This window comes from Maritimibacter harenae (assembly GCF_009882975.1).
Classification (GTDB): Bacteria; Pseudomonadota; Alphaproteobacteria; order Rhodobacterales; family Rhodobacteraceae; genus Maritimibacter; species Maritimibacter harenae.
The window spans coordinates 136,761-163,743 of the sequence record NZ_WTUX01000010.1; the positions used below are offsets into that span (position 1 = coordinate 136,761).

General features: G+C 67.8%; 26 protein-coding genes. 13 read left to right on the top strand and 13 right to left on the bottom strand.

The window, feature by feature from the left end:
- The first annotated feature begins 9 nt into the window (after window positions 1-9).
- From GQE99_RS05000 to GQE99_RS05030, 7 genes are all read left to right on the top strand, one after another.
- Window positions 10-1,212: an acetyl-CoA C-acyltransferase gene (locus GQE99_RS05000; RefSeq protein ID WP_161350492.1), complete on the top strand. Its 1,203-nt coding sequence runs from the start codon at window positions 10-12 to the stop codon at window positions 1,210-1,212.
- A 74-nt stretch (window positions 1,213-1,286) separates the two neighbouring features.
- Window positions 1,287-2,522: an acyl-CoA dehydrogenase family protein gene (locus GQE99_RS05005; RefSeq protein ID WP_161350493.1), complete on the top strand. Its 1,236-nt coding sequence runs from the start codon at window positions 1,287-1,289 to the stop codon at window positions 2,520-2,522.
- Window positions 2,522-3,178: a histidine phosphatase family protein gene (locus tag GQE99_RS05010; protein WP_161350494.1), complete on the top strand. Its 657-nt coding sequence runs from the start codon at window positions 2,522-2,524 to the stop codon at window positions 3,176-3,178. Before GQE99_RS05005 ends, GQE99_RS05010 begins: the two co-directional genes overlap by 1 nt.
- Before the next feature lie 10 nt (window positions 3,179-3,188).
- Window positions 3,189-4,211: a phosphotransferase family protein gene (locus GQE99_RS05015; RefSeq protein ID WP_161350495.1), complete on the top strand. Its 1,023-nt coding sequence runs from the start codon at window positions 3,189-3,191 to the stop codon at window positions 4,209-4,211.
- A complete protein-coding gene (locus GQE99_RS05020; protein ID WP_161350496.1) occupies window positions 4,204-4,986 on the top strand; it encodes an SDR family NAD(P)-dependent oxidoreductase in 783 nt (260 codons plus the stop codon). The genes GQE99_RS05015 and GQE99_RS05020 overlap by 8 nt, the downstream gene beginning before the upstream one ends.
- Window positions 4,987-4,995: 9 nt before the next feature.
- A complete protein-coding gene (locus GQE99_RS05025; protein ID WP_161350497.1) occupies window positions 4,996-5,811 on the top strand; it encodes an IclR family transcriptional regulator in 816 nt (271 codons plus the stop codon).
- On the top strand, window positions 5,808-6,212 hold the full coding sequence (locus GQE99_RS05030; protein WP_161350498.1) for a PaaI family thioesterase: 405 nt from the start codon (window positions 5,808-5,810) through the stop codon (window positions 6,210-6,212). Before GQE99_RS05025 ends, GQE99_RS05030 begins: the two co-directional genes overlap by 4 nt.
- 201 nt (window positions 6,213-6,413) lie before the next feature.
- Here GQE99_RS05030 and GQE99_RS05035 read toward each other — a convergent pair whose 3' ends face one another.
- From GQE99_RS05035 to GQE99_RS05080, 10 genes are all read right to left on the bottom strand, one after another.
- Entirely contained in the window at window positions 6,414-7,472 is a 1,059-nt protein-coding gene (locus tag GQE99_RS05035; protein WP_161350499.1) for an acyl-CoA dehydrogenase family protein, read from the bottom strand.
- A 1-nt stretch (window position 7,473) separates the two neighbouring features.
- A complete protein-coding gene (locus GQE99_RS05040; protein ID WP_161350500.1) occupies window positions 7,474-8,664 on the bottom strand; it encodes an acyl-CoA dehydrogenase family protein in 1,191 nt (396 codons plus the stop codon).
- 1 nt (window position 8,665) lies between these two features.
- Entirely contained in the window at window positions 8,666-10,762 is a 2,097-nt protein-coding gene (locus GQE99_RS05045) for a 3-hydroxyacyl-CoA dehydrogenase NAD-binding domain-containing protein (RefSeq protein WP_161350501.1), read from the bottom strand.
- Between the two features lie 18 nt (window positions 10,763-10,780).
- Window positions 10,781-12,292 (bottom strand): class I adenylate-forming enzyme family protein, encoded by a 1,512-nt coding sequence (locus GQE99_RS05050; RefSeq protein WP_161350502.1) that lies wholly within the window; start codon window positions 12,290-12,292, stop codon window positions 10,781-10,783.
- 94 nt (window positions 12,293-12,386) lie between these two features.
- The gene (locus GQE99_RS05055) at window positions 12,387-13,349 is read right to left on the bottom strand and encodes a YiiX/YebB-like N1pC/P60 family cysteine hydrolase (RefSeq protein WP_161350503.1); all 963 of its coding nucleotides are present in this window, start codon (window positions 13,347-13,349) and stop codon (window positions 12,387-12,389) included.
- Window positions 13,350-13,526: 177 nt separating this feature from the next.
- A complete protein-coding gene (locus tag GQE99_RS05060; protein ID WP_161350504.1) occupies window positions 13,527-14,084 on the bottom strand; it encodes a F0F1 ATP synthase subunit B in 558 nt (185 codons plus the stop codon).
- Between the two features lie 4 nt (window positions 14,085-14,088).
- Window positions 14,089-14,637, bottom strand: coding sequence for a F0F1 ATP synthase subunit B' (locus GQE99_RS05065; protein ID WP_161350505.1), 549 nt, complete (start codon window positions 14,635-14,637; stop codon window positions 14,089-14,091).
- 80 nt (window positions 14,638-14,717) lie between these two features.
- Complete coding sequence (locus GQE99_RS05070; RefSeq protein WP_008334043.1) at window positions 14,718-14,954, bottom strand: F0F1 ATP synthase subunit C; 237 nt, start codon at window positions 14,952-14,954, stop codon at window positions 14,718-14,720.
- Between the two features lie 58 nt (window positions 14,955-15,012).
- Entirely contained in the window at window positions 15,013-15,774 is a 762-nt protein-coding gene (locus GQE99_RS05075; protein ID WP_161350506.1) for a F0F1 ATP synthase subunit A, read from the bottom strand.
- Window positions 15,764-16,114 carry an AtpZ/AtpI family protein gene (locus GQE99_RS05080; protein ID WP_161350507.1) on the bottom strand — a complete coding sequence of 117 codons (351 nt, stop codon included), beginning with the start codon at window positions 16,112-16,114 and terminating at the stop codon, window positions 15,764-15,766. Before GQE99_RS05080 ends, GQE99_RS05075 begins: the two co-directional genes overlap by 11 nt.
- A gap of 232 nt (window positions 16,115-16,346) precedes the next feature.
- Here GQE99_RS05080 and GQE99_RS05085 point away from each other — a divergent pair, with 232 nt between their 5' ends.
- Window positions 16,347-16,682 (top strand): ArsR/SmtB family transcription factor, encoded by a 336-nt coding sequence (locus tag GQE99_RS05085; RefSeq protein ID WP_161350508.1) that lies wholly within the window; start codon window positions 16,347-16,349, stop codon window positions 16,680-16,682.
- A 151-nt stretch (window positions 16,683-16,833) separates the two neighbouring features.
- On the opposite strand, the gene GQE99_RS05090 is transcribed toward GQE99_RS05085, so the two are convergent.
- Window positions 16,834-17,421, bottom strand: coding sequence for a DUF1285 domain-containing protein (locus GQE99_RS05090; RefSeq protein ID WP_161350509.1), 588 nt, complete (start codon window positions 17,419-17,421; stop codon window positions 16,834-16,836).
- Between the two features lie 59 nt (window positions 17,422-17,480).
- On the opposite strand from GQE99_RS05090, the gene GQE99_RS05095 reads away from it, so the two are divergent.
- From GQE99_RS05095 to GQE99_RS05110, 4 genes are read left to right on the top strand one after another with little or no spacing between them, the layout of a single operon-like run.
- Window positions 17,481-18,488 carry an AAA family ATPase gene (locus tag GQE99_RS05095; protein WP_161350510.1) on the top strand — a complete coding sequence of 336 codons (1,008 nt, stop codon included), beginning with the start codon at window positions 17,481-17,483 and terminating at the stop codon, window positions 18,486-18,488.
- On the top strand, window positions 18,485-19,351 hold the full coding sequence (locus tag GQE99_RS05100) for a DUF58 domain-containing protein (protein WP_161350511.1): 867 nt from the start codon (window positions 18,485-18,487) through the stop codon (window positions 19,349-19,351). The genes GQE99_RS05095 and GQE99_RS05100 overlap by 4 nt, the downstream gene beginning before the upstream one ends.
- A complete protein-coding gene (locus tag GQE99_RS05105; protein ID WP_161350512.1) occupies window positions 19,351-22,146 on the top strand; it encodes a DUF4159 domain-containing protein in 2,796 nt (931 codons plus the stop codon). The genes GQE99_RS05100 and GQE99_RS05105 overlap by 1 nt, the downstream gene beginning before the upstream one ends.
- Window positions 22,143-24,218 carry a hypothetical protein gene (locus GQE99_RS05110; RefSeq protein ID WP_161350513.1) on the top strand — a complete coding sequence of 692 codons (2,076 nt, stop codon included), beginning with the start codon at window positions 22,143-22,145 and terminating at the stop codon, window positions 24,216-24,218. The genes GQE99_RS05105 and GQE99_RS05110 overlap by 4 nt, the downstream gene beginning before the upstream one ends.
- Before the next feature lie 55 nt (window positions 24,219-24,273).
- Here the strand turns inward: GQE99_RS05110 and GQE99_RS05115 are convergent, their stop codons facing one another.
- Both GQE99_RS05115 and GQE99_RS05120 read right to left on the bottom strand, forming a co-directional pair.
- Window positions 24,274-24,969 (bottom strand): DUF599 domain-containing protein, encoded by a 696-nt coding sequence (locus GQE99_RS05115; RefSeq protein WP_161350514.1) that lies wholly within the window; start codon window positions 24,967-24,969, stop codon window positions 24,274-24,276.
- Window positions 24,969-25,379 (bottom strand): CopD family protein, encoded by a 411-nt coding sequence (locus GQE99_RS05120; RefSeq protein WP_161350515.1) that lies wholly within the window; start codon window positions 25,377-25,379, stop codon window positions 24,969-24,971. Before GQE99_RS05120 ends, GQE99_RS05115 begins: the two co-directional genes overlap by 1 nt.
- Window positions 25,380-25,480: 101 nt before the next feature.
- Here GQE99_RS05120 and GQE99_RS05125 point away from each other — a divergent pair, with 101 nt between their 5' ends.
- Window positions 25,481-26,911, top strand: coding sequence for an FAD-linked oxidase C-terminal domain-containing protein (locus GQE99_RS05125; RefSeq protein ID WP_161350516.1), 1,431 nt, complete (start codon window positions 25,481-25,483; stop codon window positions 26,909-26,911).
- The last annotated feature ends 72 nt before the right edge of the window (window positions 26,912-26,983 follow it).

A 26,983-nucleotide genomic window follows, 5' to 3' on the forward strand; every position in this document is an offset into this window, starting at 1 on the left:
GGACACCCCATGCGCGATGCCGTCATCGTATCCACAGCCCGCACCCCGATCGGCAAGGCCTTTCGCGGCGCGTTCAACAACACCCATGCCCAGGAGCTGATCGGCCACGCGGTGCGCCACGCGGTCGACCGCGCCGGACTCGACGGGGGCGAGGTGCAGGATTGCATCATCGGCACGGCGATCCAGCAGGGTTCCACCGGCGGCAACATCGGCCGCCAGGCGGTGATCCGGGCGGGCCTGCCCACCTCGGTCGCCGGCATGTCGATGGACCGCCAGTGCGCCTCCGGCATGATGGCCATCGCGACCGCGGCCAAGCAGGTCGTCCATGACGGCATGCAGGTCGCCATCGGCGGCGGGGTCGAGTCGATCAGCCTCGTCCAGAACCAGGACATGCGCACCGATCACCTGCGGGACCCGTGGGTGATGGAGCACATGCCGTCGCTCTACATGACCATGCTCGAGACCGCAGAGATCGTCGCGGACCGCTATGGCGTGACCCGCGAGGACCAGGACGCCTATGCGCTCCAGAGCCAGCAGCGCACCGCCGCCGCGCAGGAGGCGGGCAAGTTCGATGACGAGATCGTGCCGCTGCCCTCGACCCAGGCGATCATCGACAAGGAGACGAAAGAGGTCTCCTTCGCCGAGGTGACGCTTGAGAAGGACGAGGGCAACCGACCCTCGACCACGCTCGAGAACCTTGAAAGCCTGTCGCCGGTGTTCCGTGACGGGCAGGTGGTCAAGGAAGGCAAGTTCATCACCGCCGGCAACGCCTCGCAGCTGTCCGACGGGGCGAGCGCGAGCGTGATCATGGAGGCGAAGGAGGCCGAGAAGCGCGGGCTTCAGCCGCTCGGGCGCTACATCGGTGTCATGGCCGCCGGGCTCGACCCTGACGAGATGGGGATCGGCCCGATCCACGCGGTGCCGAAACTGCTCGAGGCGCACGGGCTCAAGATGGACGACATCGGCCTGTGGGAACTGAACGAGGCCTTCGCCTGCCAGGTGCTCCACTCCGCGCGGGTTCTGGGCATTCCGAACGAGATCATGAACGTGAACGGCGGCGCGATTTCCGTGGGCCACCCCTACGGCATGTCGGGCGCCCGGATGGTCGGCCACGCGCTGATCGAGGGCAAGCGGCGCGGCGCGAAATACGTGGTCTGCACCATGTGCGTCGGCGGTGGCATGGGGGCCGCGGGCCTGTTCGAGGTGCTCTGACAGGCTTGCGCACGATTGAACACATGTGTTCAAATGGATGAAGCCGGCAACCGGCCGGAATTGGGAGGACAGACATGGACCTGGGTGTCACGGACAAGGTCAAACCGCTGATCGACGCGGTGCGCAACTTCATCGAGGCGGAGGTCGCGCCGCTCGACGCGGAATACCACGCGGAGGTCGGCAACAACCCGGCCAACGACCGCTTCCAGCTCAACGATCGCCAGATCGCGATCCTCGACGAGCTGAAGGGCAAGGCCAAGGCCAAGGGGCTGTGGAACTTCTGGCTGACCGACAGTGACCGGGGCTATGGCCTCACCACCGTCGAATACGCCTACCTGGCCGAGGAGATGGGCAAGGTCGGGATCGCGGCCGAAGTGTTCAACTGCTCGGCCCCCGACACCGGCAACATGGAGGTGCTGGAGCGCTACGGGACCGACGCCCACAAGGAGCGCTGGCTGGGCCGGCTGCTCGAGGGCGAGATCCGGTCGGCTTATGTCATGACGGAGCCGGGGGTTGCCTCCTCGGATGCCGCACAGCTGTCGTTCGAGGCCAAGAAGGACGGCGACGAATACGTTCTCAACGGTGAGAAATGGTGGATCTCCGGCGCGGGCGATCCGCGCTGCGGGGTCTACATCGTCATGGCCTGCACCGACCCCGACGCGCCCAAGCACGCCCGCCACACGATGTTCGTGATGGATGCCGATACGCCGGGGATCGAGGTTCTGCGCCCGATGGAGGTCTTCGGCCACGATGACGCCCCCCACGGTCACATGCACCTGCGGTTCACCGATGTCCGCGTGCCCGCCGACGCGGTCGTGCTGGGCGAGGGGCGCGGCTTCGAGGTGGCGCAGGGCCGGCTCGGGCCGGGGCGCATCCACCACTGCATGCGCGCGATCGGGCAGGCGGAGAAGGCGCTGGAGCTCATGTGCCAGCGCGGTCTCGCCCGCGAAGCCTTCGGCAAGAAGATCGCCACGCTGGGTGCCAACTACGACATCATCGCCAACGCGCGCATGGAGATCGAGATGGCCCGGCTCCTGTGCCTGAAAGCCGCCCACATGATGGACACGGTGGGCGTGCGCGAAGCGCAGCCGTGGATTTCGCAGATCAAGGTGGTCGCCCCGCTCATGGCGACCAAGGTGGTCGACGAATCCATGCAGATGCACGGGGCCGCCGGGATCAGCCAGGACTTCCCGCTGGCGCGCATGTACACCAACCTGCGCACGCTCCGCTTCGCGGACGGCCCGGATGCCGTGCACCGGCGCCAGGTCGCGCGCGCCGAACTGCGCAAGTACACGAACGAAAAGATCTGATGGCGCTGATCACCGTCATCCGCCACGCCCAGGCCTCTTTCGGGGCGGCGAACTACGACAAGCTCTCACCGCTTGGTCATCGCCAATCCAAGGCCCTGGGCGCGGCCTTGAGGGCGCAGGGCTGGCAGTGGCCCGGCAAGGTCATGATCGGCTCGCAGCTGCGCCACCGCGAGACGCTCGAAGGGATCGCCGAAGGCTACGGTGCCGAGGCCGATCCCGTGGTGCATCCCGGTCTCAACGAATTCGACTTCACGGCGCTCCTCAAGGCGCACGAACAGGGTGACGCGATCCCGGAGAAGACAACCGGCGACCGGGCCGCGCATTTCCGCCAGCTCAAGGCGACCGTGCTGGCCTGGCAGGCCGACGAGATCGCCGAGCCGCCCGAGCGCTACGCCGATTTCGTGGCCCGGGTCGAGGACGCGCGGGCATCGGCCGAGGGCGACACGCTCATGGTTTCGTCCGGCGGCGCGATCAGCCAGATGATCCGCCGCGTGCTGGACGCGCCCGCCACCCAGCAGATCCTGCTGCAGCTCCAGATGAAGAACTGCGCCGTGAACAAGATCGTGCAGGGGCGCAACGGCGCCTACCTGCATGGGTTCAACGAAACACCGCATATCGACGCGACCAACGCGGACGAGATGCTGACCTACAGCTGAGGGGACAGCGATGACCAAGACCCAACAGCTCGACACGAAAGCCGTGGCCGCCTGGCTGGAACGCCACATGCCCGGCTTCGAGGGGCCGATCGAGGCGACCAAGTTCGACGTGGGACAGTCGAACCCGACGTTCCGGCTCGACACGCCCAAAGGGCCTTTCGTCCTGCGCCGCAAGCCGCCGGGGCAGCTTCTGAAAAGCGCCCACGCGGTGGACCGGGAATTCCGGGTGCAGAAGGCGCTCGCTGATACCGACGTGCCGGTCGCGAAGATGCATGTTCTGTGCGAGGACCCCGATGTGATCGGGTCGGATTTCTACGTGATGGAGGCGGTCGAGGGCCGCAACATCGACGACCCGCGCATCCCCGACGTGTCCAACGACGAACGCCGCGCGATCTATGACGAGATGTGCCGGGTGCTGGCCGCCATCCACGACGTCGACATCGAGGCGGTGGGGCTGTCGGATTATGGCCCGCCGGGCAATTACTTCGAACGGCAGATCGGGCGCTGGACCAAGCAATACCGTGCGTCCGAGACCGAGAGCATCGCGGACATGGACGCGCTCATCGATTGGCTGCCGGGCAACATCCCCGACGACGACCAGCGCCGGCTCGTGCACGGCGACTACCGGATCGACAACATGCTCTTCGAGACCGACGGGCCGCGCTGCGCCGCCGTGCTCGACTGGGAGCTGTCGACCATCGGGCACCCCTATGCCGACCTCGCCTCGCTCCTCATGCAGTGGCAGATGCCGCCGGGGGCCGAGGGGCGCGGGCTGGCGGGGGTCGACCGCGCGGCGCTTGGGATCCCGACGGACGAAGAGTTCGTCGCGATGTACTGCAAGGCGCGCGGAATCGACGGGATCGCGGGGATGAACTTCTACCTCGCTTTCGCCTTCTTCCGCATGGGCGCGATCATCCAGGGGGTCTACAAGCGCGCGCTGGACGGCAACGCGTCGAACCCCGAACGGGCGATGCGGCTGGGGGCCGCGGTGCCGCAATTCGCGGCCGGCGGGCTGAGGGCGGCCCATGGCTGATTTCTCTGGAAAAGTGGTGCAGATCACCGGGGCCGCCTCGGGTTTCGGGGCGATGCTGGCGGCCGACCTCGCGGCGGCCGGCGCGCGCCTGATGCTCTCCGACGTGAATGCCGACGGGCTGGCCGAGGTCGCCGGCGCCGCCGAGGCGCGAGGGGCCCAGGTGCTGGCCGAGGTCTTCTCGGTCGCCGACGACGCGGCGATGGCATCGCACGTCGCGGCCGGAGTCGACCGCTTCGGCGGGCTCGACATCGCTTTCAACAACGCGGGCGTCGGCGGCGGCCTCTGCCGCCTGCCCGAGATCCCGCTCGAGGATTACGACCGGATCATGGAGATCAACGCGCGCGGCGTGTTCATCGGCCTGCGCCACCAGCTCCCGGTCATGCTGGGACAGGGGCGCGGGTCGATCCTCAACACCGCGTCGGCCGCGGGGCTCGTGGGGTCGGGCCAGCTTGCGGCCTATGCCGCGTCCAAACACGCGGTGATCGGGATGACGAAGGCCGCTGCCGACGAGGTCGCGCGCAAGGGGGTGCGGGTCAACGCGATCTGCCCCAGCTTCGCGGCAACGCCGATGGTGGAAACGATGGGTGACGCTATGGGCGAACGCCACGGGGTCAGCCGGGACGAGGCTTATGGCATCATCGCCAGCCGCGTGCCGATGCGCCGCGTGGCCGAACCGCGCGAGGTGGTGCAGGCCATGCTTTGGATCGTGTCGGACGACAATTCCTTCATGACCGGCCAGGCCATTTCCGTTGATGGGGGCCTGACGGCTGTATAAGGGGAACGCATGGGCAAGGATGATTTGATCGAAGACGTCGATGCGGATGGCGACCGCAAGTTCGTGACGGCACTGGCGCGCGGTCTGGACGTTCTCAGGTGCTTCCGGCCCTACGAGACCAACCTCACCAACCACGAGATCGCGCAGCGCACGGGGCTGCCGAAGCCAACCATCTCGCGCCTGACGCATACGCTGCGCAAGCTCGACTACCTGGTCTACTCGGAACGCACCGGCACCTACCGGCTGGGCGCGGGCGTTCTGGCGCTGGGTTTCGGGGTCCTGTCCTCGATCGAGATGACCGACCGTGCGCGCGAGGAGATGGCCGCGCTCTGCGAGGGGCCCAACCCGAACATCACCTCGGCCCTGGCCGAGCAGCACCGCCTGCGCGCGGTCTACACCGCCATCCAGCGGTCGAAGGAAGCGGTGTCGCTCACCATCAATGTGGGTGCGCGGCTGCCGCTCTTTCACTCCGCCATCGGACGCGCGATCCTCGTGGGCCTGCCGGAGAAGCAGCGCCAGGCGCTGGTCGACCAGGCGCTGGCCGAGCTCCCGGACGAGCGCAAGCGCACGATCGCGTCGCTCGACAAGGGACTGCGCGACTACGAGGAATACGGGCTTTGCACCGGGTTCGGCGAATGGAAGAACGAGGTGCACGGGATCGCCGTGCCGGTCTTCTCGCTGAACGGCGACCGGGTCCACGGGCTCAACGTCGGTGGCCCGTCGTTCTTCGTTCACCCCGACGAGCTGATGGAGCACTACGCCGAGCGGCTCAAGAAGGCGGCGCAGAACCTGTCGTCGGGCGCACCGGGCAAGCCCGCCGCATGACCCTGGACCCGGCCCTCGTCGAAGACCCCTATGCGTTCCAGTCGCTCCTGGGCTTCCGGATGACGGACTGGTCCGAGGATTATGCGCGCTTCGAGTTGCCGGTCACCGAGGCGCTCGGCAACCGCTACGGCATCCCGCATGGCGGCGTCTATGCCACGCTGCTCGACACCGTGATGGGGTTCGCCGCCTGCTACACCGGTGATCCTGAGAACCGCCGGCTGGCCATGACGCTGTCGCTCAACGTGAATTACCTGGCGCAGCCGGCGGGCAGCCTGCTGATCGCCGAGGGGCGCAGGACCGGGGGCGGGCGCAAGAGTTTCTTCGCGGACGCGGTGATCACCGACGACACCGGGATCAAGGTCGCGGCCGGAACCGGCGTCTTCCGCTATCGTTCGAGCTGAGGTCCCGGAGACCTGGGCCCTCTGGCTCTGGTTCTCTAGAATCCTAGAATTCTAGAGAAATGCAGTGGCGGGCGCTCGTCGCGCGCCACCCGGTTTTCGCAGCAAATTCAATGATTTGTATGGAAATTACCCTAAGCAGAGAAAACGCGGGGCGTGCGCATCGCTCGCCCCGCGTTTCTCGATGTCCGACCGCCTGGTCTGTCAGGCCGCGTAACCCGCCATCACGCGTTCAAGCTGGTAATCCTCGTCGCCCAGCTGTGCGTCGATCATCACCAGCCGCTTGGCATAATGGCTCACCGCCGCCTCCCAGGTCATGGCGATCCCGCCATGCATCTGGATCGCTTCCTCGGCCACCAGCCGCGCGGCGCGCCCGATCAGGCTCTTGGCCATCGCGACGAAGTGGGCCTGCTCCGGGGTGCCCATCTTCGAGGCCGCGAGGATGGTGATCGACCGGGCCTGCTCGATCTCGGTGACGAGGTCGACGGCGCGGTGCTGGAGCGCCTGGAACTTGCCGATCGGCACGCCGAACTGCTTGCGGGTGCGCAGGTACTCCAGGAGCATCTCGTTGGTGGCGTCCATCGCCCCCACCGCCTCGGCGCAGAGCGCGAGCCGGCCGGCGTCCAGCGCGTCCTCGAGCGCGGCGCGCGCATCGGACAGCACTTCGGTGCCCGGCGTGCCGTCGAGGAACAGCTCGGCCGCGCCACCACCGTCGATCATGCCGTAGCCGGTCACGTCGGCGTCCTCGGCCTTCACCTCGTAAAGCGCGAGCGTGCCGCCGGACTTGGCGGCGACCAGGAACACCTCGGCATCGTTGCCGCCGTAGACCACGGATTTGCGCCCCGTAAGCTTGCCGCCTTCGGCCGTCGTCTCGATCCCGTCGAGGTCGTAGGGCGCGTCCAACTCGCCGATGGCAGCCGCGTAGCGCACGGAGCCGTCGAGCAGCGAGGCCTGGTCGGCCCCGGCCGCCGTGAGCAGGCGGGAGGCCAGAAGCGTGCCCAGCACCGGGGCCGGGGACAGGCCGCGGCCGAGCGTTTCGAACACCGTGGTGATGTCGAAGCCCGCGCCGCCGAAGCCGCCCGCGTCCTCGGGTGCAAGCGCGTAGAGCACGCCGATTTCGCACATCTCGCCCCAGAGCGCGGCGTCATGGAACGGCGCCTCGTAGGCGACCTTGGCGCGGTGGTCGTAGGGATACTTGTCCGCCAGGAACCGCGAGAGCGAGTCCGACAGCATCCGGCGGTCTTCGGTCAGGGAAAAATCCATCTCAGAGCTCCAGCATCGCCTTGGTCAGGATGTTTCGCTGGATCTCGTTCGACCCACCGAAAATCGACAGTTTGCGGTTGTTGAAATAATCGGCGGCGTTGTTCACGTCCTCCGGTGCGACGAGCGCGGCATTGCCGAACATCTCCTCGGACGGGAAGGGGGCCGCCGCCGGACCCAGCGCGCGGCGCGACAGGTCGTTGAGCGTCTGGCGGATCACCGTGCCCTTGATCTTCAGGATCGAGGTCTCGGGCCCCGGCGCGCCCTGCGTCTGGGCGGTGTAGAGCATCCGGAGGTTGGTGATCTTCATCGCCTCGAGCTCGATCTCCGCATTCGCGATGCGGGCCGCGAAAAGCGGGTTCTCGATCAGCGGACGGCCGTGGCGTTTCATCCGGCGCGCCAGTGCCTTGAGCTCTTCGAGCGCCTTCATGGAAAAGCCGACGCCCGCGATGTTGGTCCGCTCGTGCGTCAGCAGGAACTTGGCGATGGTCCAGCCCTGGTTCTCTTCGCCGACAAGGTTCTCGGCGGGCACGCGCACGTCGGTGAAGAACACCTCGTTCACCTCGTGGCCGCCCTCGATCAGCTTGATCGGGCGCATCTCGATCCCCGGGGTGTCGAGGTCGACAAGGATGAAGCTGATCCCTTCCTGCGGCTTGCCGTCGGTCTTGGTACGCACAAGGCAGAAGATCTTGTCGGCATGCTGGCCGAGCGTCGTCCAGGTTTTCTGCCCGTTGATGACGTACTCGTCGCCCTCGCGCACCGCGCGGGTCTTGAGGCTGGCAAGGTCCGACCCCGCCCCCGGTTCGGAATACCCCTGGCACCACCAGTCGGTCCCGTCGAGGATGCGCGGCAGGTAGTATTCCTGCTGCGCCTTGGTGCCGAATTTCTGCAGCACCGGGCCCAGCATGGCCAGGCCGAAGGGGACGATGCGCGGCGCGTTGGCGCGCGCGCATTCCTCTTCGAAGATGTGGCGCTCCACCGGGGTCCAGCCCTGTCCGCCGAATTCCTTCGGCCAGAAGGGGGCGGCGAGCCATCCCTTCTCGTTCAGGATGGCGTGCCAGCGCTCCATGTCGTCCTTTTCGAGCTCGCCGCCGATCCGCACCTTCTCTGCAAGGTCGTCGGGCAGCTTCTCGTCAAGGAAGGTCCGCACCTCGTCGCGGAATTCCTCTTCTTCCCTGGTGAAGTTCAGGTCCATCTCACCCCTCCTTGTTCAGGTCCGCGAAAGTCGTGCCGTCCTCGGCCATGCGGCGCAGGATCGCCGGCACTTTCCAGTAATACGCATCGTCCTGCGCAAACCGTTCAATCCGCGCGACCAGTTCCTTGGCCCCGATCGTGTCGGCATAATGAAGCGGCCCGCCGCGGAAGCGCGGGAAGCCGTAGCCGAAGAGGAAGACCGCATCGACGTCGATGGGGCGCAGCGCGATGCCTTCCTCGACCACGCGGGCGGCCTCGGAAATCATCGCGGTCATGTAGCGCTCGATGATCTCGTCGTCGGTGAAGCTCTTGGGCGTGATGCCCTTTGCCGCGCGTTCCTCGTCGATGATTTCGAGCGCGCGGGGGTTCGGGCGGATGCCCTCGTCATCGTAGATGTAGAAGCCCTTGCCGGTCTTGCGCCCGAACATGCCTTCTTCGCAGATCTTGTCGTGGATGCGCACGTAACGCTCTTCGGCCGGGCGGTTCGGCGCCATGCGCTTGCGGTTGGCCCAGCCGATGTCGAGCCCGGCAAGATCGCCCACCTTGAAGGGCCCCATCGCGAAGCCGAAGTTTTCAAGCGCGTCGTCCACCTGCTGCGGGGAGGCCCCGTCCTCGACCAGGTAGCCCGCGGTCTTGGAGTAATAGGCGAGGATGCGGTTGCCGATGAAGCCGTCGCAGACACCCGCGCGGACGCCGACCTTCTTCATCTTCTTGGCCAGCGCGAAGCCCGTCGCGACCACCTCGGGCGCGGTCTTGTCGGCCACGACGACCTCCAGAAGCCGCATGATGTTGGCGGGAGAGAAGAAGTGCAGGCCGATCACGTCCTCGGGCCGGTTGGTGGCCGAGGCGATCTCGTTCACGTCGAGATAGGAGGTGTTGGAGGCCAGCACGGCGCCGGGTTTGCAGATCGTGTCGAGCTTGCCGAAGATGTCCTTCTTCACGCCCATGTCCTCGAACACGGCCTCGATCACGAGGTCCACGTCACCCAGGTCTTCCATGTTCAGCGACGGCTCGAAACGTGCCATCGCCTCGTCCCGCTTGGCCTCGCTCATCTTGCCGCGCTTCACGGCGCCGTCGAGGTTCTTGGTGATCGCACCGATGCCGCGGTCGAGCCCGTCCTGCGCCACCTCGATCATCCGCACGGCCAGGCCCGCGCTCAGCGCTGCCGTGGCGATGCCGGAGCCCATCGTGCCGCCACCGATCACGCCGATCTTCTCGACCGGGCGGGGCGTGGCCTTGCCTTCCGGGATCTTGGAAACGGCGCGCTCGGCAAAGAATGCGTGGCGCATCCCCTGCGAGGCCGGGTCCTGCAGCCCGTCGACGAAGCTCTGGCGTTCATAGGCCATGCCCTTGTCGAACGGACCGGTCGACATCTTCACCGCCTCGATGCAGTTCAGCGCAGTGGGGTGATGCTTCATCTTCTTGGCGACCATCGCGCGCGCGTCGTCGAGCGCTGCCTCGTCCATCTCGGCGTCGAGCTCGGAGGTGCGTCGGGTCTTGAGTTTGCCGTCCAGAACGTTCCGGGCCGCGTCGAGCGCCACGTCGCGCGGCTCGCCCGCTTCCAGCCCGTCGAGCAGGCCGAAGGACAGTGCCTCTTCGCCCGGGACCTGCCGCCCGGAGAGCGCCATGTCGAGCGTGTGCTTCATGCCCATGAGCCGCGGGCCGCGCTGGGTGCCGGACGCGCCGGGCAGAAGGCCGAGGTTCACCTCGGGCAGGCCAACGCGCAGGCCCTTCACGCCGACGCGCGCATGGGCGCCCATGCAGATCTCGAGCCCGCCGCCAAGCGCGGTGCCATGCGGGGCCACCACGACCGGCTTCTCGCTTGCCTCGATCGCGGCGATCGTGTCGGGGAGCGACGGCTCGAGCGGCGGCTTGCCGAATTCCTTGATGTCCGCGCCTGCCACGAAGGTCCGGCCGGCCGCGTAGATCGCGATGACTTCGATCCCCTCATCTGCATTCGCGGCCGCGACGGCGTCGACCAGCCCCTGGCGGACGGCCTGGCCGGAGGCGTTCACCGGCGGGTTGTCGATGCAGACGAGCCCCACCTGTCCCGCACGTTCGAGGGTGATGACGTCGTTGATCTTGGTCGTGTCGCTCATGGATGTTCTTGTCCTTTGTCAGCAGGCCGCCGCGTCCCGCTCGGCGAGCAGGGGCGCGAAGGCGTCGGTCAGCTTGTGTTTCAGGATCTTCCCGGTCGCCGCCACGGGAAACCGGTCGATGATCAGGATGTGCTGGGGCACCTTGTAGCCGACAAGGTGTTCGTGAAGGAAGGCCTTCAGATCGTCTTCCGTCACGCCCGGTTTCGCGGTCACGAAGGCCAGGATTTCCTCGTTTCCCGGCACCGGACGACCCACCACGGCGGTCTGGTGCACGTCCGGGTGGCGGGTCAGCATCGCCTCGATCTCGGGCGGGTAGATGTTGAAGCCGGATCGGATGATCAGCTCCTTCTTGCGGCCCATGATCCAAAGGGTGCCGTCCGGGTCGATCCTGGCCAGGTCGCCCGAACGGAAATACCCGTCGGGCCGGATCGCCTGCGCGGTGGCCTCGGGGTTGCGGAAGTAGCCCTTCATGACGTTCGGGCCCCGGATGAGAAGCTCTCCGACCCCGTTCTCGTCCGGGGCGTCGATGAGGCACTCCACGTCTTCGAGGATCTCGCCAACCGACGTGTCCTGACGCGGGTTGTCGAGCCGGGTGCCGGACACGCCCGGAGAGGTTTCGGTCAGGCCGTAGCCGTTCTGGAGCGGGATGCCGAACGTGGCCTCGATCCGCTCCTTCCATTCGGGATCGAGCGGTGCGCCGCCCGACGAGATGTAGCGCAACCGGGGTGCATCGGGGGGCGTGCCGCGCCGGGCAAGTTCGGCGAGGATCGCCTGGTACATCTGCGGCACGGCGGGCATCACGCTGCCCCCGTCCGCGAAGACGTCGAGCACGGCCTCGGCCGAGAAGCGGGGCAGGAGCCGCAGCGTACTGCCCGCCGCGAGGGTCGCGAGGATGACCGACGCGAAGCCGAAGATATGCGTGCCGGGCAGGACGCCGACCACGATGTCGTCGGCCGTGATCCGTCTGAGCTCGGCCGAGACGCGGGCGTTCCAGACGAGGTTCGAATGGGTGAGCATCACGCCCTTGGGGGCCGAGGTCGTTCCGGTCGTGTAGATGAGCGCGGCGACCTGCTCGGCCGGGTCGGCGGGTGTCGGTTCGGGCGCGGTGCCCGCTTCGTCGAAGGGCCCGGCGACGAGGATGTCGCCGCAGGCAAGCCGCCCGCGAGACGTGGCGCCCAGGGCCTCGGCATGGGCGCGCGACGGCGCGGAGGCCTCGGGCGTGAAGACGACGGCGCGCACGCCCGCATGGGCGCGAATCGCCGCGATCTCGTCCTCCGACTGCCGCGCGTTGACCGGCAGCGCCCAGGCGCCCAACCGGCTCGCGGCAAGGAGGGCAGTGACATAGGTGGCGCAGTTCTCGGACAGGATCATCAGGCGGTCGCCGGCGCGCAGCCCCAGTGCGGCAAGCGTTTCGGCCATCTGCGTGACCATGTCGTTCAGCGCGGCATAGCTGTAGACGGCGCCGTCATGGTCGACGATCGCGGTCGCCTCCGGGGCCGCGCCATCGGCGAGTTCGTGAATTCGCGTCATGTGTCCTCCCGTCGGCCGGACGGCCGTTCGCAAGGACGCTACTCCAGCCGGCGGGGCGGGTCAACAATGTGAAATGGCCGTTTGCTCTGCGAAATTAGCCACGCGGCGTGCGGGTCGTGAGCGCGGCGAAGCCCGGCCGCATCGCCACCCCCGGTTCGCATCGTTCGAGGTCGCCCGAGCGGTAGACGGCGGTCTGCGGTTTGTCCGGGATCGGGCCCCAGTATTTCGACAGGTCCTCCATCACGCCGCGCCGCCCGGTCGACTCCCAGCTTTCGCCGTCCACGCGCACGTAATCGACCACCCGAAGGCGGTCGCCCCGCACCGCCTGGGCCGCGATATCGTCGGGCAGGAGGGCGATCTGCTGGTTCACTTCGCGGATCGTGAAGTCGAGCTGAGGCATGGCGCGCAGGACGACCTCGGTGCAGGCGAGCTTGTCGCAGCTGCGCACGTCGTAGAAGAAATCGAACCCGTGCTGGAGCGAGCCGAGCGCCTGGCGCAGCGCCGTGCGACGTTCGGCGGCGGTAAGGGTCGGGCGGGCGAGCAGGGCGGCGTCGCGTTCCCAATGCAGCGGATCCATCGCGTTGAAGCGAATGCCCGACGGCATCGCCTCCACGATCGTGTAGCCCGCCCGGATCTTGTCCTGGTATGGCAAGACGGCCGGATCGTTCCACAGGCCCGCGGCGCGGAGCTGGGCCTCGGTGCCCAGGTAGACCGCGGAATGGGTGAACCAGCCGGGCAGGTAGCGGGAGGTGAAATGGCTCTTCGACGACAGGAGAAGCAGGTCCATCGGCTGCGCCTGGCGCGCGATCCGTTCGCCAGCCTCCGGATGCGGGGCGAGGCCCGCGGGGCTCGACCCCGACATGAAGAGCGGGAAGAACGGCTCGACCAGCGGCATGGCGAAATCGACGAACGCCTGGGGGTAGCGGTTCGGCGCGTTGCAGCATTCGAACGTGTCCGGGTCCGCATCGGCGGGCATGGTTTCGAAATCGGGGTGGACGACGGGCAGGGCACAACCGGCCAGGAAGACCGACACGACCAACGGCAGGAAACGGACCACCGGGGCATTCTCCAGAAATTCACTGTATCGTAAAATCAGCACGCCGACGTGGCGTTGTCCAACGCTCGCATGCATGCCCGTGCATATCCGCGGCGGGTGTGGGCGCCCTGCATCAACCCGGCATGAAAAAAGCCCGACCGCAGGGGCCGGGCTTTCGATCAGGTCTTGAGCGCGGGGTCAGTGGAGCTTGTTTTCCACGTCCGAGATCGCGTCTTCGATCAGCTTGTTGCCTTCCGCAGCGGTCATCTTCTTGGCGATGACGTCACGGGCGGCGCCGACGGCGGCGGCGATGGCGGTGTCGCGCACCTCTTTCACCGCGGCAGCTTCGGCCGACTTGATCTGCTCATCGGCCGCGGCCAGGCGGCGCGCGATCGACTCTTTCAGATCTTCCTTGGCCCGCTCGGCGGCCTCGGCCGCTTCGGTCTTGGCATGGGCCACGATATCGTCGGCCTGCTCCGAGACTTCCTTCTGCTTGCGCTCGTAGGAGGCCAGGATCGACTGGGCTTCCTCGCGCAGGGCCCGGGCCTCGTCGAGTTCGGCCTTGATGCCTTCGGCGCGCCGATCGAGCATGCCGGTGATCATGCCGGGGACCTTGAAGTAGATCAGCACCAGCACGAACAGGATGAAGGCCAGCAACACGACGAAGTCGGTGTTGCCGAGCGACACGAAGGGACCGCTCGCGGCCAGCGCGGGGCTGGCGGCGACCAGGGGGAGAAGGGTGAAGAGCTTTTTCATGTCCTTACCCCTTGATCCGTGCGTTGACCGCGGACGTCACCGTGCGCGCATCGGCCTTGAAGCCCATTGCGGCGATGATTTCCTTGGCGGTGTCCTTGGCCACCTCGGTCGCGCTTTCGACGGCACCTTCGCGGATTTCGGCGATCGCCTTCTCCGACTCGGCCGTCTTGGCCGCGATTTCCGCGTCGGCCTTGGCCTGGGCGGCGTCGAGGTCCGACTGGATCTCGGCCTTGGCGTCGGCGACGATCTTGTTCGCCTCGGCACGGGCATCGGCCAGCGCCTTGTTGTACGCCTCTTCGGCGTCGACGGCCTTCTGCTTCAGCTCTTCGGCAGCGGCGAGGTCGTTGGTGATCGTGCCCTGCCGTTCGGACAGAACGCCCGCGATGCGCGGCAGCGCGATCTTGGACAGCACGAAATAGATGATGACCATCGCGACCACGAGCCAGAAGATCTGGTTCCCGAAGGTCGAGACTTCCAGCTGCGGCATACCTGCGCTGCTTTCGGCCGCGCCGTGCGCTGCGTCCGCTGCGCCGTTTTCGGTTTCAGTTGCCATCGTGTCCTCCTGGAACCCTGAATACTTCGGTGGGACCGGCTAGCGCCGACCCCACCGGTCGTAAGGATGGTTCGGCAGGATCAGACGGCGAACATCAGCAGAAGCGCGACGAGGAACGAGAAGATCCCCAGGGCTTCCGCGAAGGCGATGCCGATGAAGAGCGTGGCGGTCTGGCCACCAGCAGCCGACGGGTTGCGCAGGGCACCCGCGAGGAAGTTGCCGGCCACGTGGCCCACGCCGATGGCGGCAGCGCCCGAACCGATGCCGGCAAGGCCGGCGCCGATGAATTGACCGAGTTGTGCTATATCGCCTTCCATGATGTTTCTCCTTACGATGGAATTGCGTTGATATTTTGGGGTTTGGCGGGTCTGACCCTTAGTGCGACGGGTGCAGTGCATCCTTCAGGTAGACGCAGGTCAGGATCGTGAAGACGTAGGCCTGGACACCGGCGACGAGCACTTCCAGCCCGTAGATCGCGGTGATCGACAGCACGGCGAAGGGCGAGATCGCGGCGATGGCGGCGAAGCCCGCAAACACCTTGATCACCGCGTGGCCGGCCATGATGTTGCCGCCGAGACGAATGGAGTGGCTCACCGGGCGCACGAAGTAGGAAATCAGCTCGATGATCGCCAGGACCGGGCGCAGCGGCAGCGGCGCCGACTTGACCCAGAAGAGGCCCAGGAACCCGGCGCCGTTCTTGACGAAGCCGACGATGGTCACGGTCAGGAACACCGCCGCGGCAAGCACCGCGGTGACCGCGATGTGCGACGTCGTCGCGAAGCTCATGGGGATCAGGCCCAGGAAGTTCGCGAACAGGATGAACATGAACAGCGACATGATGTAGGGGAAGAACTTGATCGCGTCCTTGCCCGCCACGTCCTCGACCATCTTGTAGGTGAAACCATAGAGGATCTCGCCGATCGATTGGGTGCGCGAGGGCACGATGGCGCGGCCGCGCGAGCCGAAGACGAAGAGCGCGATGATCGCGAGGACGGCCAGCGCCATCCACAGGGTCACGTTGGTGATCGTGTACCAATGGATCGGATCACCGGCGTTCCCGAACAGGGGTTCCACGATGAACTGGTCGAGCGGGTGAAAGACCAGGCCGCCTTCTTCGCCATTTGCTTCAGTCGCCACGTGCGTCGTCCTCATGCTCGGCGGTTTTTGCCGCCTGTTTGTCTCCGATCTCCTTGGCCGAGTTCAGCATCGTCTTGATGCCGGCCGCCAGGCCCAGGAGTATGAATACCACGAGAAAGAGGGGCATCGTTCCGAAGAACAGGTCCAGCCCGTATCCCATGCCAAAGCCGATCCCCAGACCGGCCACCAATTCGATCACCATGCGCCACGCCAGGTTGGCCAGGGCATAGTCTTTCTTCTGGTGAGGGCTGTCCTCGGGAATGGCCTTGCGGTTCGCCGCAATCTTTTCCTCGAGCGCCTTCAGGCGGTCCTTCGGCAGATCGTCCAGCGGGTCGGCCAAGTCGGTAATGCCCCCTCAGAAGAGTTGCGGGATTGCTATGCGGAGGGGCCGAATGAGTCAATACGGGATAGCGCCAACAGCGCATCTTGCAAGTCATTGAAATAGCGTGATAAATAATGCCGACCTCGCGGCTGCTCCGGTCGCGCGTGCTCAAACCGGCGCCGCAGGCGTGCCTTTGCCATATTCAACCGTTAGGTTGACCATGGCGCGGCGTGGCCCTAACCGGAACGTCATGGAGACCTCGCTCGACTACACCTTCGCCGCGCTTGCCGACCCGACCCGCAGGGCGATCCTGTCGATGCTGCTCGAGGACGATATGGCGGTCACGGATGTGGCCGAGCCCTTCGACATGTCGCTCGCCGCGATCTCCAAGCACCTCAACATCCTGACCCGCGCGGGCCTGATCAGCCAGGAGAAGCGCGGGCGGGTGAAATGGTGCAAGCTCGAACCCGGGGCGCTGAAGGCCGCGAGCGTCTGGATGCAGGGGTTCGGGCAGTTCGAGCCGGTCAACCTCGACGACTTCGAGCGTTACCTCGTCTCCGAGAACCTTTTCGCCCCCGACGAGTGAACTGTCGCGCAGAGCGCGTGACACACGTCCGAAAGCATAAGTGGAATTGCGAGGCGCCCAGACGCGTAGATGCGGCGTGTCTGGGGAGGGGGTTTCGATGAGAAGAATTTTCACGCCCGTTTCCGGCCTCGCTACGAGGGCGCGGCGGGCCTCAGACCTGCAACTCCGCGCTCGGGATGATCGGGAAGAACTCGCCGCCCGAGCGCAGGCCGAACCAGCGCTTTCCGTCGTGCTCGGCATGTTCGCCGATGTCCACGAGGCGGTAGAAGCTCTTGCGGTCGATCAGCGCCTCAAGGTTGCGGCGCACGTTGATGTAGGGAGAGGGCTCGCCCGTCTCCGGGTCGCGTACCACGCGGATCGGGTGGTCGGGCCCGGCGGTCACGACGTCTTCCACGTTGGTCACGAAATGTAGGTCGTCCCCTTCGCGCTCGAAGTCGACCGCGACGAAGGGCGCATCGTCCACCGTGATGCCGACCTTTTCCACCGGCGTCACGAGGAAGTAGTCTTCACCATCCTTTCGGATGATCGAGGAGAAGAGCTTCACCAGTTCGTGCCGGCCGATCGGGGTGCCAAGATAGAACCACGTCCCGTCACGCGCGATGCGCATGTCGAGATCGCCGCAGAACGGCGGGTCCCATTTTTCGACAGGAGGCGCCCCTTTCCTGGTCGCTTCGCGGGCCGCTTCGGCGAGACTTTCCGCCGACACGGCCCCGTGATCGCCTTGTGTCACATCTGTCATTTGCGTCCCCGGCATGCATGGCCTTTACTGGAGAACGACTATGACATCGGAGGCGTTCCATGGACAAGGCAGAGGACCTGGTGGCGGAGATCGAGGCGCTGGGGGACAAGCTCGCCCGGGCGCGTGCGATGGTGGCCAAGCGTATCATCGGTCAGGAGACCGTTGTGGAGCAGGTCATGGCGGCCATGCTCGCGGGCGGTCACGCGCTCTTGATCGGCCTTCCCGGCCTCGGCAAGACCCGCCTGGTCGAGACATTGTCGACCGTGATGGGAATCAGCGGCGGGCGAATCCAGTTCACGCCAGACCTTATGCCGGCCGATATCCTGGGCTCAGAAGTGCTCGAAGAGGCCGCCGACGGGTCGCGATCCTTCCGTTTCATCCCCGGTCCGATCTTCTGCCAGCTGCTTCTTGCCGATGAGATCAACCGCGCGAGCCCGCGCACGCAGTCGGCGCTTCTGCAGGCGATGCAGGAGCGGGCGGTGACGGTGGCGGGCCACGAGCACGCGATGGAAAAACCGTTCCACGTGCTGGCCACGCAGAACCCGCTGGAGCAGGAGGGGACCTACCCGCTGCCCGAAGCCCAGCTCGACCGATTCCTGTTGCAGGTCGACGTGGAATACCCCGACCGTGACGCCGAGCGCGACATCATCCTCGCCACCACCGGCTCGGACGAGGCCGAGGCGCAGGCGGTCTTCTCGACCGACGACCTGCTGGCCGCGCAGGCGCTTCTGCGCCGGATGCCGGTGGGCGAGGGGATCGTCGAGATGATCCTCGACCTGGTGCGCGCCTGCCGTCCCGACGACGACAGCGCCCCCGACACGGTGCGCGACGCGGTCGCCTGGGGCCCCGGTCCGCGCGCGGCGCAGGCGCTCATGCTGCTTACGCGAGCCCGCGCCCTCATGGACGGGCGCCTCGCGCCGAGCGCCGAGGACGTGCGCGCGCTGGCCAGGCCCGTGCTGATCCACCGGATGGCGCTGACCTACGGCGCGCGCGCCCGGGGCGAACAGCTTGGCGGGATCATCGACGGGGTGGTCGAGAGCCTGAGCTTGGGTGAGGCTGCCGCTTGACCCTTCCGTTGCGCCCCCGATCCGAGGCGCTCGCCGCGCCCCTCCCGCCGCTGCTGGCGGAGGCGAGCCAGTTGGCGCGCGGCGTCGTGCTGGGCGAACACGGGCGCCGGCGTCCGGGCATGGGCGACACGTTCTGGCAATACCGCACCGCGCAGCCGGGCGACCCGGCGCGCACCATCGACTGGCGCCGCTCGGCCCGGTCCGACACGCATTTCGTGGCCGAAAAGGAATGGCAGGCCGCCCAGTCGGTCGTCTTCTGGGTCGACCGCGGACAGTCGATGCAGTTCAGCTCGGACCGCAACATCGTCACCAAGGCCGACCGCGCCGCGCTCCTGTCGCTGGCCGCGGCCATCCTGCTCGTGCAGGCGGGGGAACGGGTCGGGCTCACCGACATGGGCATCCGGCCGATGCGCGGCGAGGTGCAGCTGGGCCGCATCGCCGAACGCCTGATGGATGCGAGCGTGCAGGATTACGGCGTGCCCGACCTGTCGATCCTGCCACGCCATTCGCGCGCGGTCTTCGTGTCGGACTTCCTGGGCGACCCGGCCCCTGTCGAAGAGGCACTGGGCACGGCGGCCGACCGGGGCGTGCAGGGGGTGCTCCTGCAGGTGCTCGATCCGTCGGAAGAGGCGTTTCCCTTCGACGGGCGCACCGTGTTCCACTCGGTCGGCAACACGCTTGAATTCGAGACCCGCAAGGCGGGCGATCTGCGCGAGCGCTACCTCGCGCGCCTGATGGAGCGCAAGGAACGGCTGGCCGCGATGGCCGACCTGACCGGCTGGCGCTTCCACACGCATCACACCGGCGACAGCCCCTCCTCGGCGCTCCTGTGGCTCTACCAGGCGCTGGAGGGCCGCGGCTGATGTTCACCCTGGGCCCCATCGGCTTCGTCACGCCGTGGCTTCTGGCCGCGCTCGTCGCGCTGCCGGTCCTGTGGCTGATCCTGCGCGCCATCCCGCCCGCGCCGATCCGCCGGGCGTTCCCCGGGGTCGCGCTTCTGTTGGGACTCGAGGACGAGGACAGCGAAGCCGACCGCACCCCGTGGTGGCTGCTTCTTCTGCGCATGCTCGCGGTCGGGGCGATGATCCTCGGCTTCGCGGGGCCGGTCCTGAACCCCGACCCGGTCCAGTCCGGATCGGGGCCGCTCGTCGTGCTGGTCGATGACAGCTATGCCGCCGCCCCCGACTGGGCCGCGCGGCTGGATGCAGCCGAGCAGCGGCTCGAGGCGGCCGCGGCTTCCGGCCGCCGGGTCGCGGTGGTGGCGCTCAATGACCTGCCGCCGGAGGGTGGCCTGCCGCTGCGCGCCGCATCCGACGCCCAGGCGCGGCTCGAAGGGTTGCTGCCGAAGGCGTGGCCGGTGGATCACGCCCCGGCGCTCGAGTGGCTCGACACCGTCGAGGGCGGGTTCGAGACGCTTTGGATCTCTGACGGTCTTGCCGGCAGTGACCGCGCCGCATTGGCGCGTGAGCTTCAGGCGCGCGGCGGGTTGACCGTGATGGAGCCGCCGAGCCCGCGCATCGGGTTGCAGCCTGCGCGCATTGCCGACGGCATGGTGCGCCTGTCCGCCACCCGTTCGCGCGCCGAAGCGCCGCAGGAGATCGAGGTGACCGGGCAGGGGCCGGACCCCGCGGGGATCGAACGAGAACTGGCGCGCGCGACGCTCACCTTCGAACAGGGCGCGACCGAGGCGGTGGCGGAAATCTCGCTCCCGCCCGAACTGCGCAACCGGATCGATCGCTTCGAGGTCGAGGGGGTGCGCAGCGCGGGCACCGTGAGCCTGACCGACGACACCCTGCGCCGGCGCAAGGTAGCGTTGATCGGCGGGGCGAGCGAGGAGGGGCTGGAACTGCTCTCGCCGCTTCACTACCTGCGCGAGGCGCTGGAGCCCACGGCGGACGTGCTGGAAGGCACCCTGTCCGATCTCATCGCGGCAAGCCCGGACGTTTTCATCCTGGCCGATGTCGCCGCGCTCGCGCCGGGCGACAAGGACGCGCTCGAGGAATGGGTCGCCGAGGGCGGGCTGCTCCTGCGCTTCGCCGGGCCCCGCCTTGCCGCCGCCGATACCGGGCGCGGCGAGGTCGATCCGCTGCTTCCCGTGCGTCTGCGCGTGGGCGGGCGCGACGTGGGCGGCGCGATGAGCTGGGGTGAGCCGCGCGGTCTGGCGCCCTTCCCGGAAGACAGCCCGTTCTACGGTCTCGAGATCCCCGACGACGTGCAGGTGACGAGCCAGGTGTTGGCCGAGCCCGGCCCGCAGCTGGCCGAGCGCACGATCGCCGCACTGGCCGACGGGACGCCGCTTGTCACGCGCAAGACGCTGGCGGACGGGCAGGTGGTGCTGGTCCATGTCTCGGCCAACGCCGAATGGTCCACCCTGCCGCTCTCGGGCCTCTTCGTGCAGATGCTCGAACGGCTCGCCGTGTCCACGCGCACCGGCGCGCCTGAGGCGGGGGAGCTCGAGGGCACGACCTGGGTGCCCGAGACGCTGCTCGACGGGTTCGGTTCGCTCGACGATGCCGGCGAGCGCCCCGGCGTGGCCGGGGAACGGCTGACCGGCACGGTCGGACCGGACCTGCCGCCGGGCCTCTATGCCGACGAGGATCGGCGCGTCGCGGTGAACGTGATCGGCGAGGACGACGTGCTTCGTCCCGCCTCCTGGCCCGCCGCCGTCACACCCGAATGGGCCGGCGAGCGCGAGGAAACCGACCTCTCCGGGCTGCTTCTGCTGCTGGCGCTCGCCGCGTTGGCGGTGGACGTGATCGCCTCGCTCTATCTCAGCGGGCGGCTGACGCGCGGCGGGGACGGCGGCAAGGCAGCCGCGACGGCGGCGCTCTTCGGGATCGCCCTGATGATCGCACCCGAGGCGCGTGCGCAGGAGGCCGCGACGCCGACGGAAAGCCCCGAGGCCGCCCCGATCGCGGCGGCGAGCGAGGTGACACTGGCCTTCGTGCGCACCGGCGACCCCGAGCTCGACCGGGTGAGCGAGGCGGGGCTCCTGGGGCTCAGCCAGCAATTGTTCCAGCGCACCTCGGTCGAGCCGAACCCGCCGGTGGGCGTCGACATCGAGAGCGACGAACTGGCGGTCTACCCGATCCTCTACTGGCCGGTATCGGCCGAGCAACCCGCGCCGTCTGCCGAAGCCTATGCCAAGCTCAACGCCTACCTGCGCGGTGGCGGGATGATCGTCTTCGACACGAGGGACGGCGACGTGGCCGGGTTCGGCTCGAGCGCGACACCGGAGGGCTCGCGCCTGCGGACCCTCGCGCGTCCGCTCGACATTCCGCCGCTCGAACCGGTGCCGGAGGACCACGTGCTCACGCGCACCTTCTACCTGCTTTCGGACTTCCCCGGCCGCTACTTCGGCCAGGCCGTCTGGGTCGAGGCGAGCCCGCCGGACGCGGAACGCGCGGAAGGCATGCCGTTCCGCAACCTCAATGACGGGGTGACGCCGGTGATCATCGGCGGCAACGATTGGGCGTCCGCCTGGGCCGTGAACGAGAACGGCACGCCGATGCTGCCGGTCGGGCGCGGCTTCGCGGGCGAGCGCCAGCGCGAGATCGCCTATCGCTTCGGCGTGAACCTCGTGATGCACGTGCTCACGGGCAACTACAAATCCGACCAGGTCCACGTGCCGGCATTGCTGGAAAGGCTCGGACAATGAACGCCTCGTCGATCATCTTCGACCCGGCCTTCCCCTGGCCGGTGATCTGGGCCGCCGCCGCGCTCATCGGCGCGCTGCTGGTCTTCGCGCTCTGGCGCGGGCTGAAGGGCTGGGCGCTGCGCATGCTGGGGGCGGCCGCGCTCCTCCTCGCGCTCGCGGGCCCGTCCCTCCAGATGGAAGATCGCGCGCCCGAGGGCGACATCATGCTGGCCATCGTGGACGAAAGCGCCTCGCAGGGCCTGTCTGACCGCGAAGCGCAGACCGAGGCGGCGCTGGACGCGCTCACCGCCCGCGTCGGCGCGACCGAGGGGCTCGAACTGCGCGTCACCCGCATGGGCGACGGCGAGGACAACCGCGGCTCTCTCCTGATGACCACGCTGGCCGAGGCGCTGGCCGAGGTTCCGCGCGACCGGGTCGCGGGGATGGTCCTGATCTCCGACGGCCGCCTTCATGACCTGGAGGCCGCACCGGACCTGCCCGCGCCGCTCCACCTCCTGCGCACCGGTCGCGAGGGGGACTGGGACCGGCGGCTGGAGGTCACCAACGCGCCGGCCTTCGGCATCCTCGACGAGGAGCAGGAGATCGGGCTTCGCATCGACGACATGGGCGCGGCCCCCGAATCGGGCCGGGTTGAGCTCACCATCTCGATCGACGGGGAGGAGCCCGAAGTCTTCGACGTGCCGACGGGCGTCGAGCTGACGCTGCCGATCACGCTGACCCACGGCGGGCAGAACGTGATCCAGTTCACCACGCCCGCGGTCGACGGCGAGCTGACCGACCGCAACAACGCGGCCGTGGTGACGATGAACGGCGTGCGCGACCGGCTGCGGGTTCTGCTCGTGTCCGGCGAGCCGCATCCGGGCACCCGCACGTGGCGCAACCTGCTCAAATCCGACAGCGCGGTGGACCTCGTCCATTTCACCATCCTGCGCCCGCCGGAGAAGCAGGACGGCGTGCCGGTCAACGAGCTCAGCCTCATCGCCTTCCCGACGCAGGAACTCTTCATGGAGAAGATCGACGAGTTCGATCTGATCATCTTCGACCGCTACAAGCTGCGCGGCATCCTGCCCGCGAGCTACCTTGCTTCGGTGAGCGCCTACATCAACGAAGGCGGCGCGGTGCTCGTGGCGGCAGGCCCGGACCTTGCCTCGGCCCAGAGCCTCGCACGGTCGCCGCTGGGGCAGGTGCTGCCGGGTGCGCCGACCGCGCGGGTGCGTGAAGAGGCCTATGCGCCCGAAGTGTCCGAACTGGGCCAGCGTCATCCCGTTACCCGCGGCCTGACCGAATTCGCCCCCGAAGGCGGATGGGGCCGCTGGATGCGGCTCGTCGAGCTGGAGGAGACCTCCGGCATGACGGTGATGGAGGGTCTGGACGACCTGCCGCTCCTCACCCTCGACCGCGTGGGCGACGGGCGCGTGGCGCTCCTGGCGTCCGATCACGCCTGGCTGTGGGATCGGGGTTTCGAGGGCGGCGGTCCGCAACTCGAACTCCTGCGCCGCCTGGCGCACTGGATGATGAAGGAGCCCGAGCTCGAGGAAGAGGCGCTGACGGCGCAGGCCACGGGCAACCAGGTCACCATCACTCGCCGCACGATGGGCGAAGGCGGGCGCTCCGTCACCGTGACGCGCCCCGACGGTACCGAGGAAGAGGTGCAGATGGAAGAAGTCGCGCCGGGGCTCTACGAAGCCGAATTCGCCTCGGCCCAGATCGGGCTCTTCCGGCTGGCCGAGGGCGAGGAGAACGCGGTGGTCGCGGTCGGCCCCGCCTCGCCCAAGGAATTCGAGGACACGATCGCCTCTGGCGAGCCGCTTCAGCCAGTCATGGCGTCGATGCGCGGCGGCACGGCGGCGATCGAGGACGGGACGCCGGGCCTTCGCTCCGTGCGCTCCGGCCGGGCCGCGATCGGGCGCGGCTGGATCGGCTACACCCCGCGCGGGGCCTACGTGGTCGAAGCGTTGCGCGTCGTGCCGCTGGCGCCGCCGTGGCTGATGCTGCTGCTCGCCGCCGGCTTCGCGGTCGCCGCCTGGCTCTGGGAAGGGCGCGGGCGGTCGCGCAGGACGCAGGGCGCCTAGCACCGGGGCCCGTGGGGGCCCCCCGCGCGCCGCGCGGTGCATGTGCCCGAAGGCGTCAGTCCACGTCCGGCTTGAGAAGGGTCATGCGGGACTTGGACGCGAACTCCCGACGCCACAGGACCACGAAGGTGACCGCCGTGGAAAACAGCAAGGCGACAGGCCCGAGCAGCCAGGCGAGCGCGGCCATCGCGAAGTAGATCGCCCGAAGCCCGCGGTTGTAGCTGCGCGCGGCATTGATGTTGATTTCGGCGGCCTTCTCGGCGCGGGGGTAGGCCGAGGGCGCCTCCGGGTCGTTGGGGACCGAGGCCATGACGACGGCGCAGTAACCGAACAGGCGATGCGCCCAGACGAAGGCGAGGAACCCGCACGCCACCAGCAGGATCACCAGCAGGATCTTGGCTTCCCACACGTGTTCCGGCGCGGAGGCGGCGGTGAGGTCGGTCGCGACCCCTTCGAGCCGCTCGGTGTTGCCCAGCAACGCGAGCCCGCCGCCGATCGAAATCATGCAGGCCGAGGCGAAGAACGTGGTGCCCTGCCGGAGCGAGGCGAGCACGGAGCTGTCGAAGATGCGTGGCTGGCGCGTGACGTATTCGCGCATCCATTCGCGCCGGTAGCCCTTCATCACCCGCGAGGTGGAGGGGCGCTTTTCGGACGGGTGTTCGATCATCCAACCGATCCCCTGCCAGGCCGCCAGCAGGACCAGCACCGCCGCCGCGTCGAAGAGCGTGAAACCGGCGAGGAACGGGGGCATCAGAACGGCTTCGCCACGACCGCCCAGAGGATCGCGATGACGACGAGCACGGAGACCTCGTTGAAGATCCTGAGATAGCGGTCGGTCCGGGAGAATTCGCCGCGCCGCGCCTTCACGACGAGGCGGCCGGTCATCACGTAATGCACCGCGAGCACGGCGACGAGGCTGAGCTTCAGCCAGACCCATGCGGGAAAGCCCAGCCACCAGGCGAGCCAGAGGCCGGTAATCAGCGCGATGACGCCGAGACCGGCGGAGAACCTGTAGAGCCGGAAGGTCAGATCGCCGATCGGGCCGTTGGCCGCGCGCCCGTCCCAATCACGTTTCCAGTAGATGATCGCGCGCGGGACCGCGAAGATCGACGTCATCCAGCCCATGACGCAGAGGATGTGTATGATCTTGACCCATGTCATGGTGGCAACTGACCCGTTTCACGATTGAAGCGCAAGGGCCAAGCGCCGTTTGCCACGAGCGCGCCGCGGCTTTATGACGGGAAGGACAAGGGAGGTGCCCCATGCAGATGCCCCAGCCGCGCGAGGAGCTTCTCGCCGCCAAGGACCGGATCGTCGCACGCCTCGAGGAGGTTCTGCCAGACGATGCCGTGATCTCCGACGAGATCGAGCTCAAGGCCTATGAATGCGACGCTCTGAGCGCCTATCGCTGCCCGCCGCTCTGCGCCGTTCTGCCCGCCTCGACCGAGGAGGTCGCGGCGGTGATGAAGGTCTGCCACGAGGCGGGCGTGCCGGTGGTACCACGCGGCGCGGGCACGTCGCTGGCGGGCGGTGCGCTGCCCACGGCCGACAGCGTGATCCTGGGCGTCGCCCGGCTGAACGAGGTGCTCGAGACGGACTACGACAACCGCTTCATCCGGGTGCAGTCGGGGCGCACCAACCTGTCGGTGACCGGGGCGGTCGAGGCGGACGGATTCTTCTACGCACCCGACCCCTCGAGCCAGCTCGCCTGCGCCATCGCGGGCAACATCGCGATGAACTCCGGCGGCGCGCATTGCCTGAAGTACGGGGTGACGACGAACAACCTGCTGGGCGTGACGATGGTCATGGCCGACGGCGAGGTGGTCGAGATCGGCGGCCCATACCTCGATGCCGGGGGGCTCGACCTCCTGGGCCTCGTGTGCGGCTCGGAGGGACAGCTCGGCATCGTGACCGAGGCGACCCTGCGCATCCTCGCCAAACCCGAGGGTGCGCGGCCGGTGCTGATCGGCTTCTCGTCCAACGTGGTGGCGGGCGCCTGCGTCTCCGACATCATCAAGACCGGCATCGTGCCGGTGGCGATCGAGTTCATGGACCGGCCCTGCATCGAGGCGACGGAAGCCTTCGTCCACGCGGGCTACCCCGATTGCGAGGCGCTTCTCATCATCGAGGTCGAGGGTTCGGACGCCGAGATCGAGGACCAGCTGTCGCGCATCGTCGCGATCGCGGAGCGTCACGACCCGGTGGAGATCCGCGAAAGCGCCTCGGCCGAGGAGAGCGCGAAAATCTGGCTCGGCCGCAAGTCGGCCTTCGGCGCGATGGGCCAGATCAACGACTACATGTGCCTCGACGGCACGATCCCGGTGAGCGAGCTGCCGCATGTGCTGGAGCGGATCGGGGAGCTCTCCGAGCACTACGGCCTGCGTGTCGGCAACGTGTTTCACGCCGGCGACGGCAACATGCATCCGCTGATCCTCTACAATGCCAACGAGCCAGGCCAGCTCGAGAAATGCGAGGCGATGGGGGCGGACATCCTCAGGCTCTGTGTCGAGGTCGGCGGCTGCCTGACCGGCGAGCACGGCGTGGGCGTCGAGAAGCGCGAGCTGATGGAGACCCAGTACGCGCCAGCCGACCTCGACATCCAGATGGCGGTCAAGGACGTGTTCGATCCCGGCTGGCTCCTGAACCCCGCGAAGGTCTTCCCGCTCGAGGTGAGCGCGTCGCGGCGCGCCTGAACGGTCGAACGGGCTTGCGCCCGTCCGACCCGTCGGGGGGCCAGCCCCCCGACCCCCCCGAAGTATTTCTGG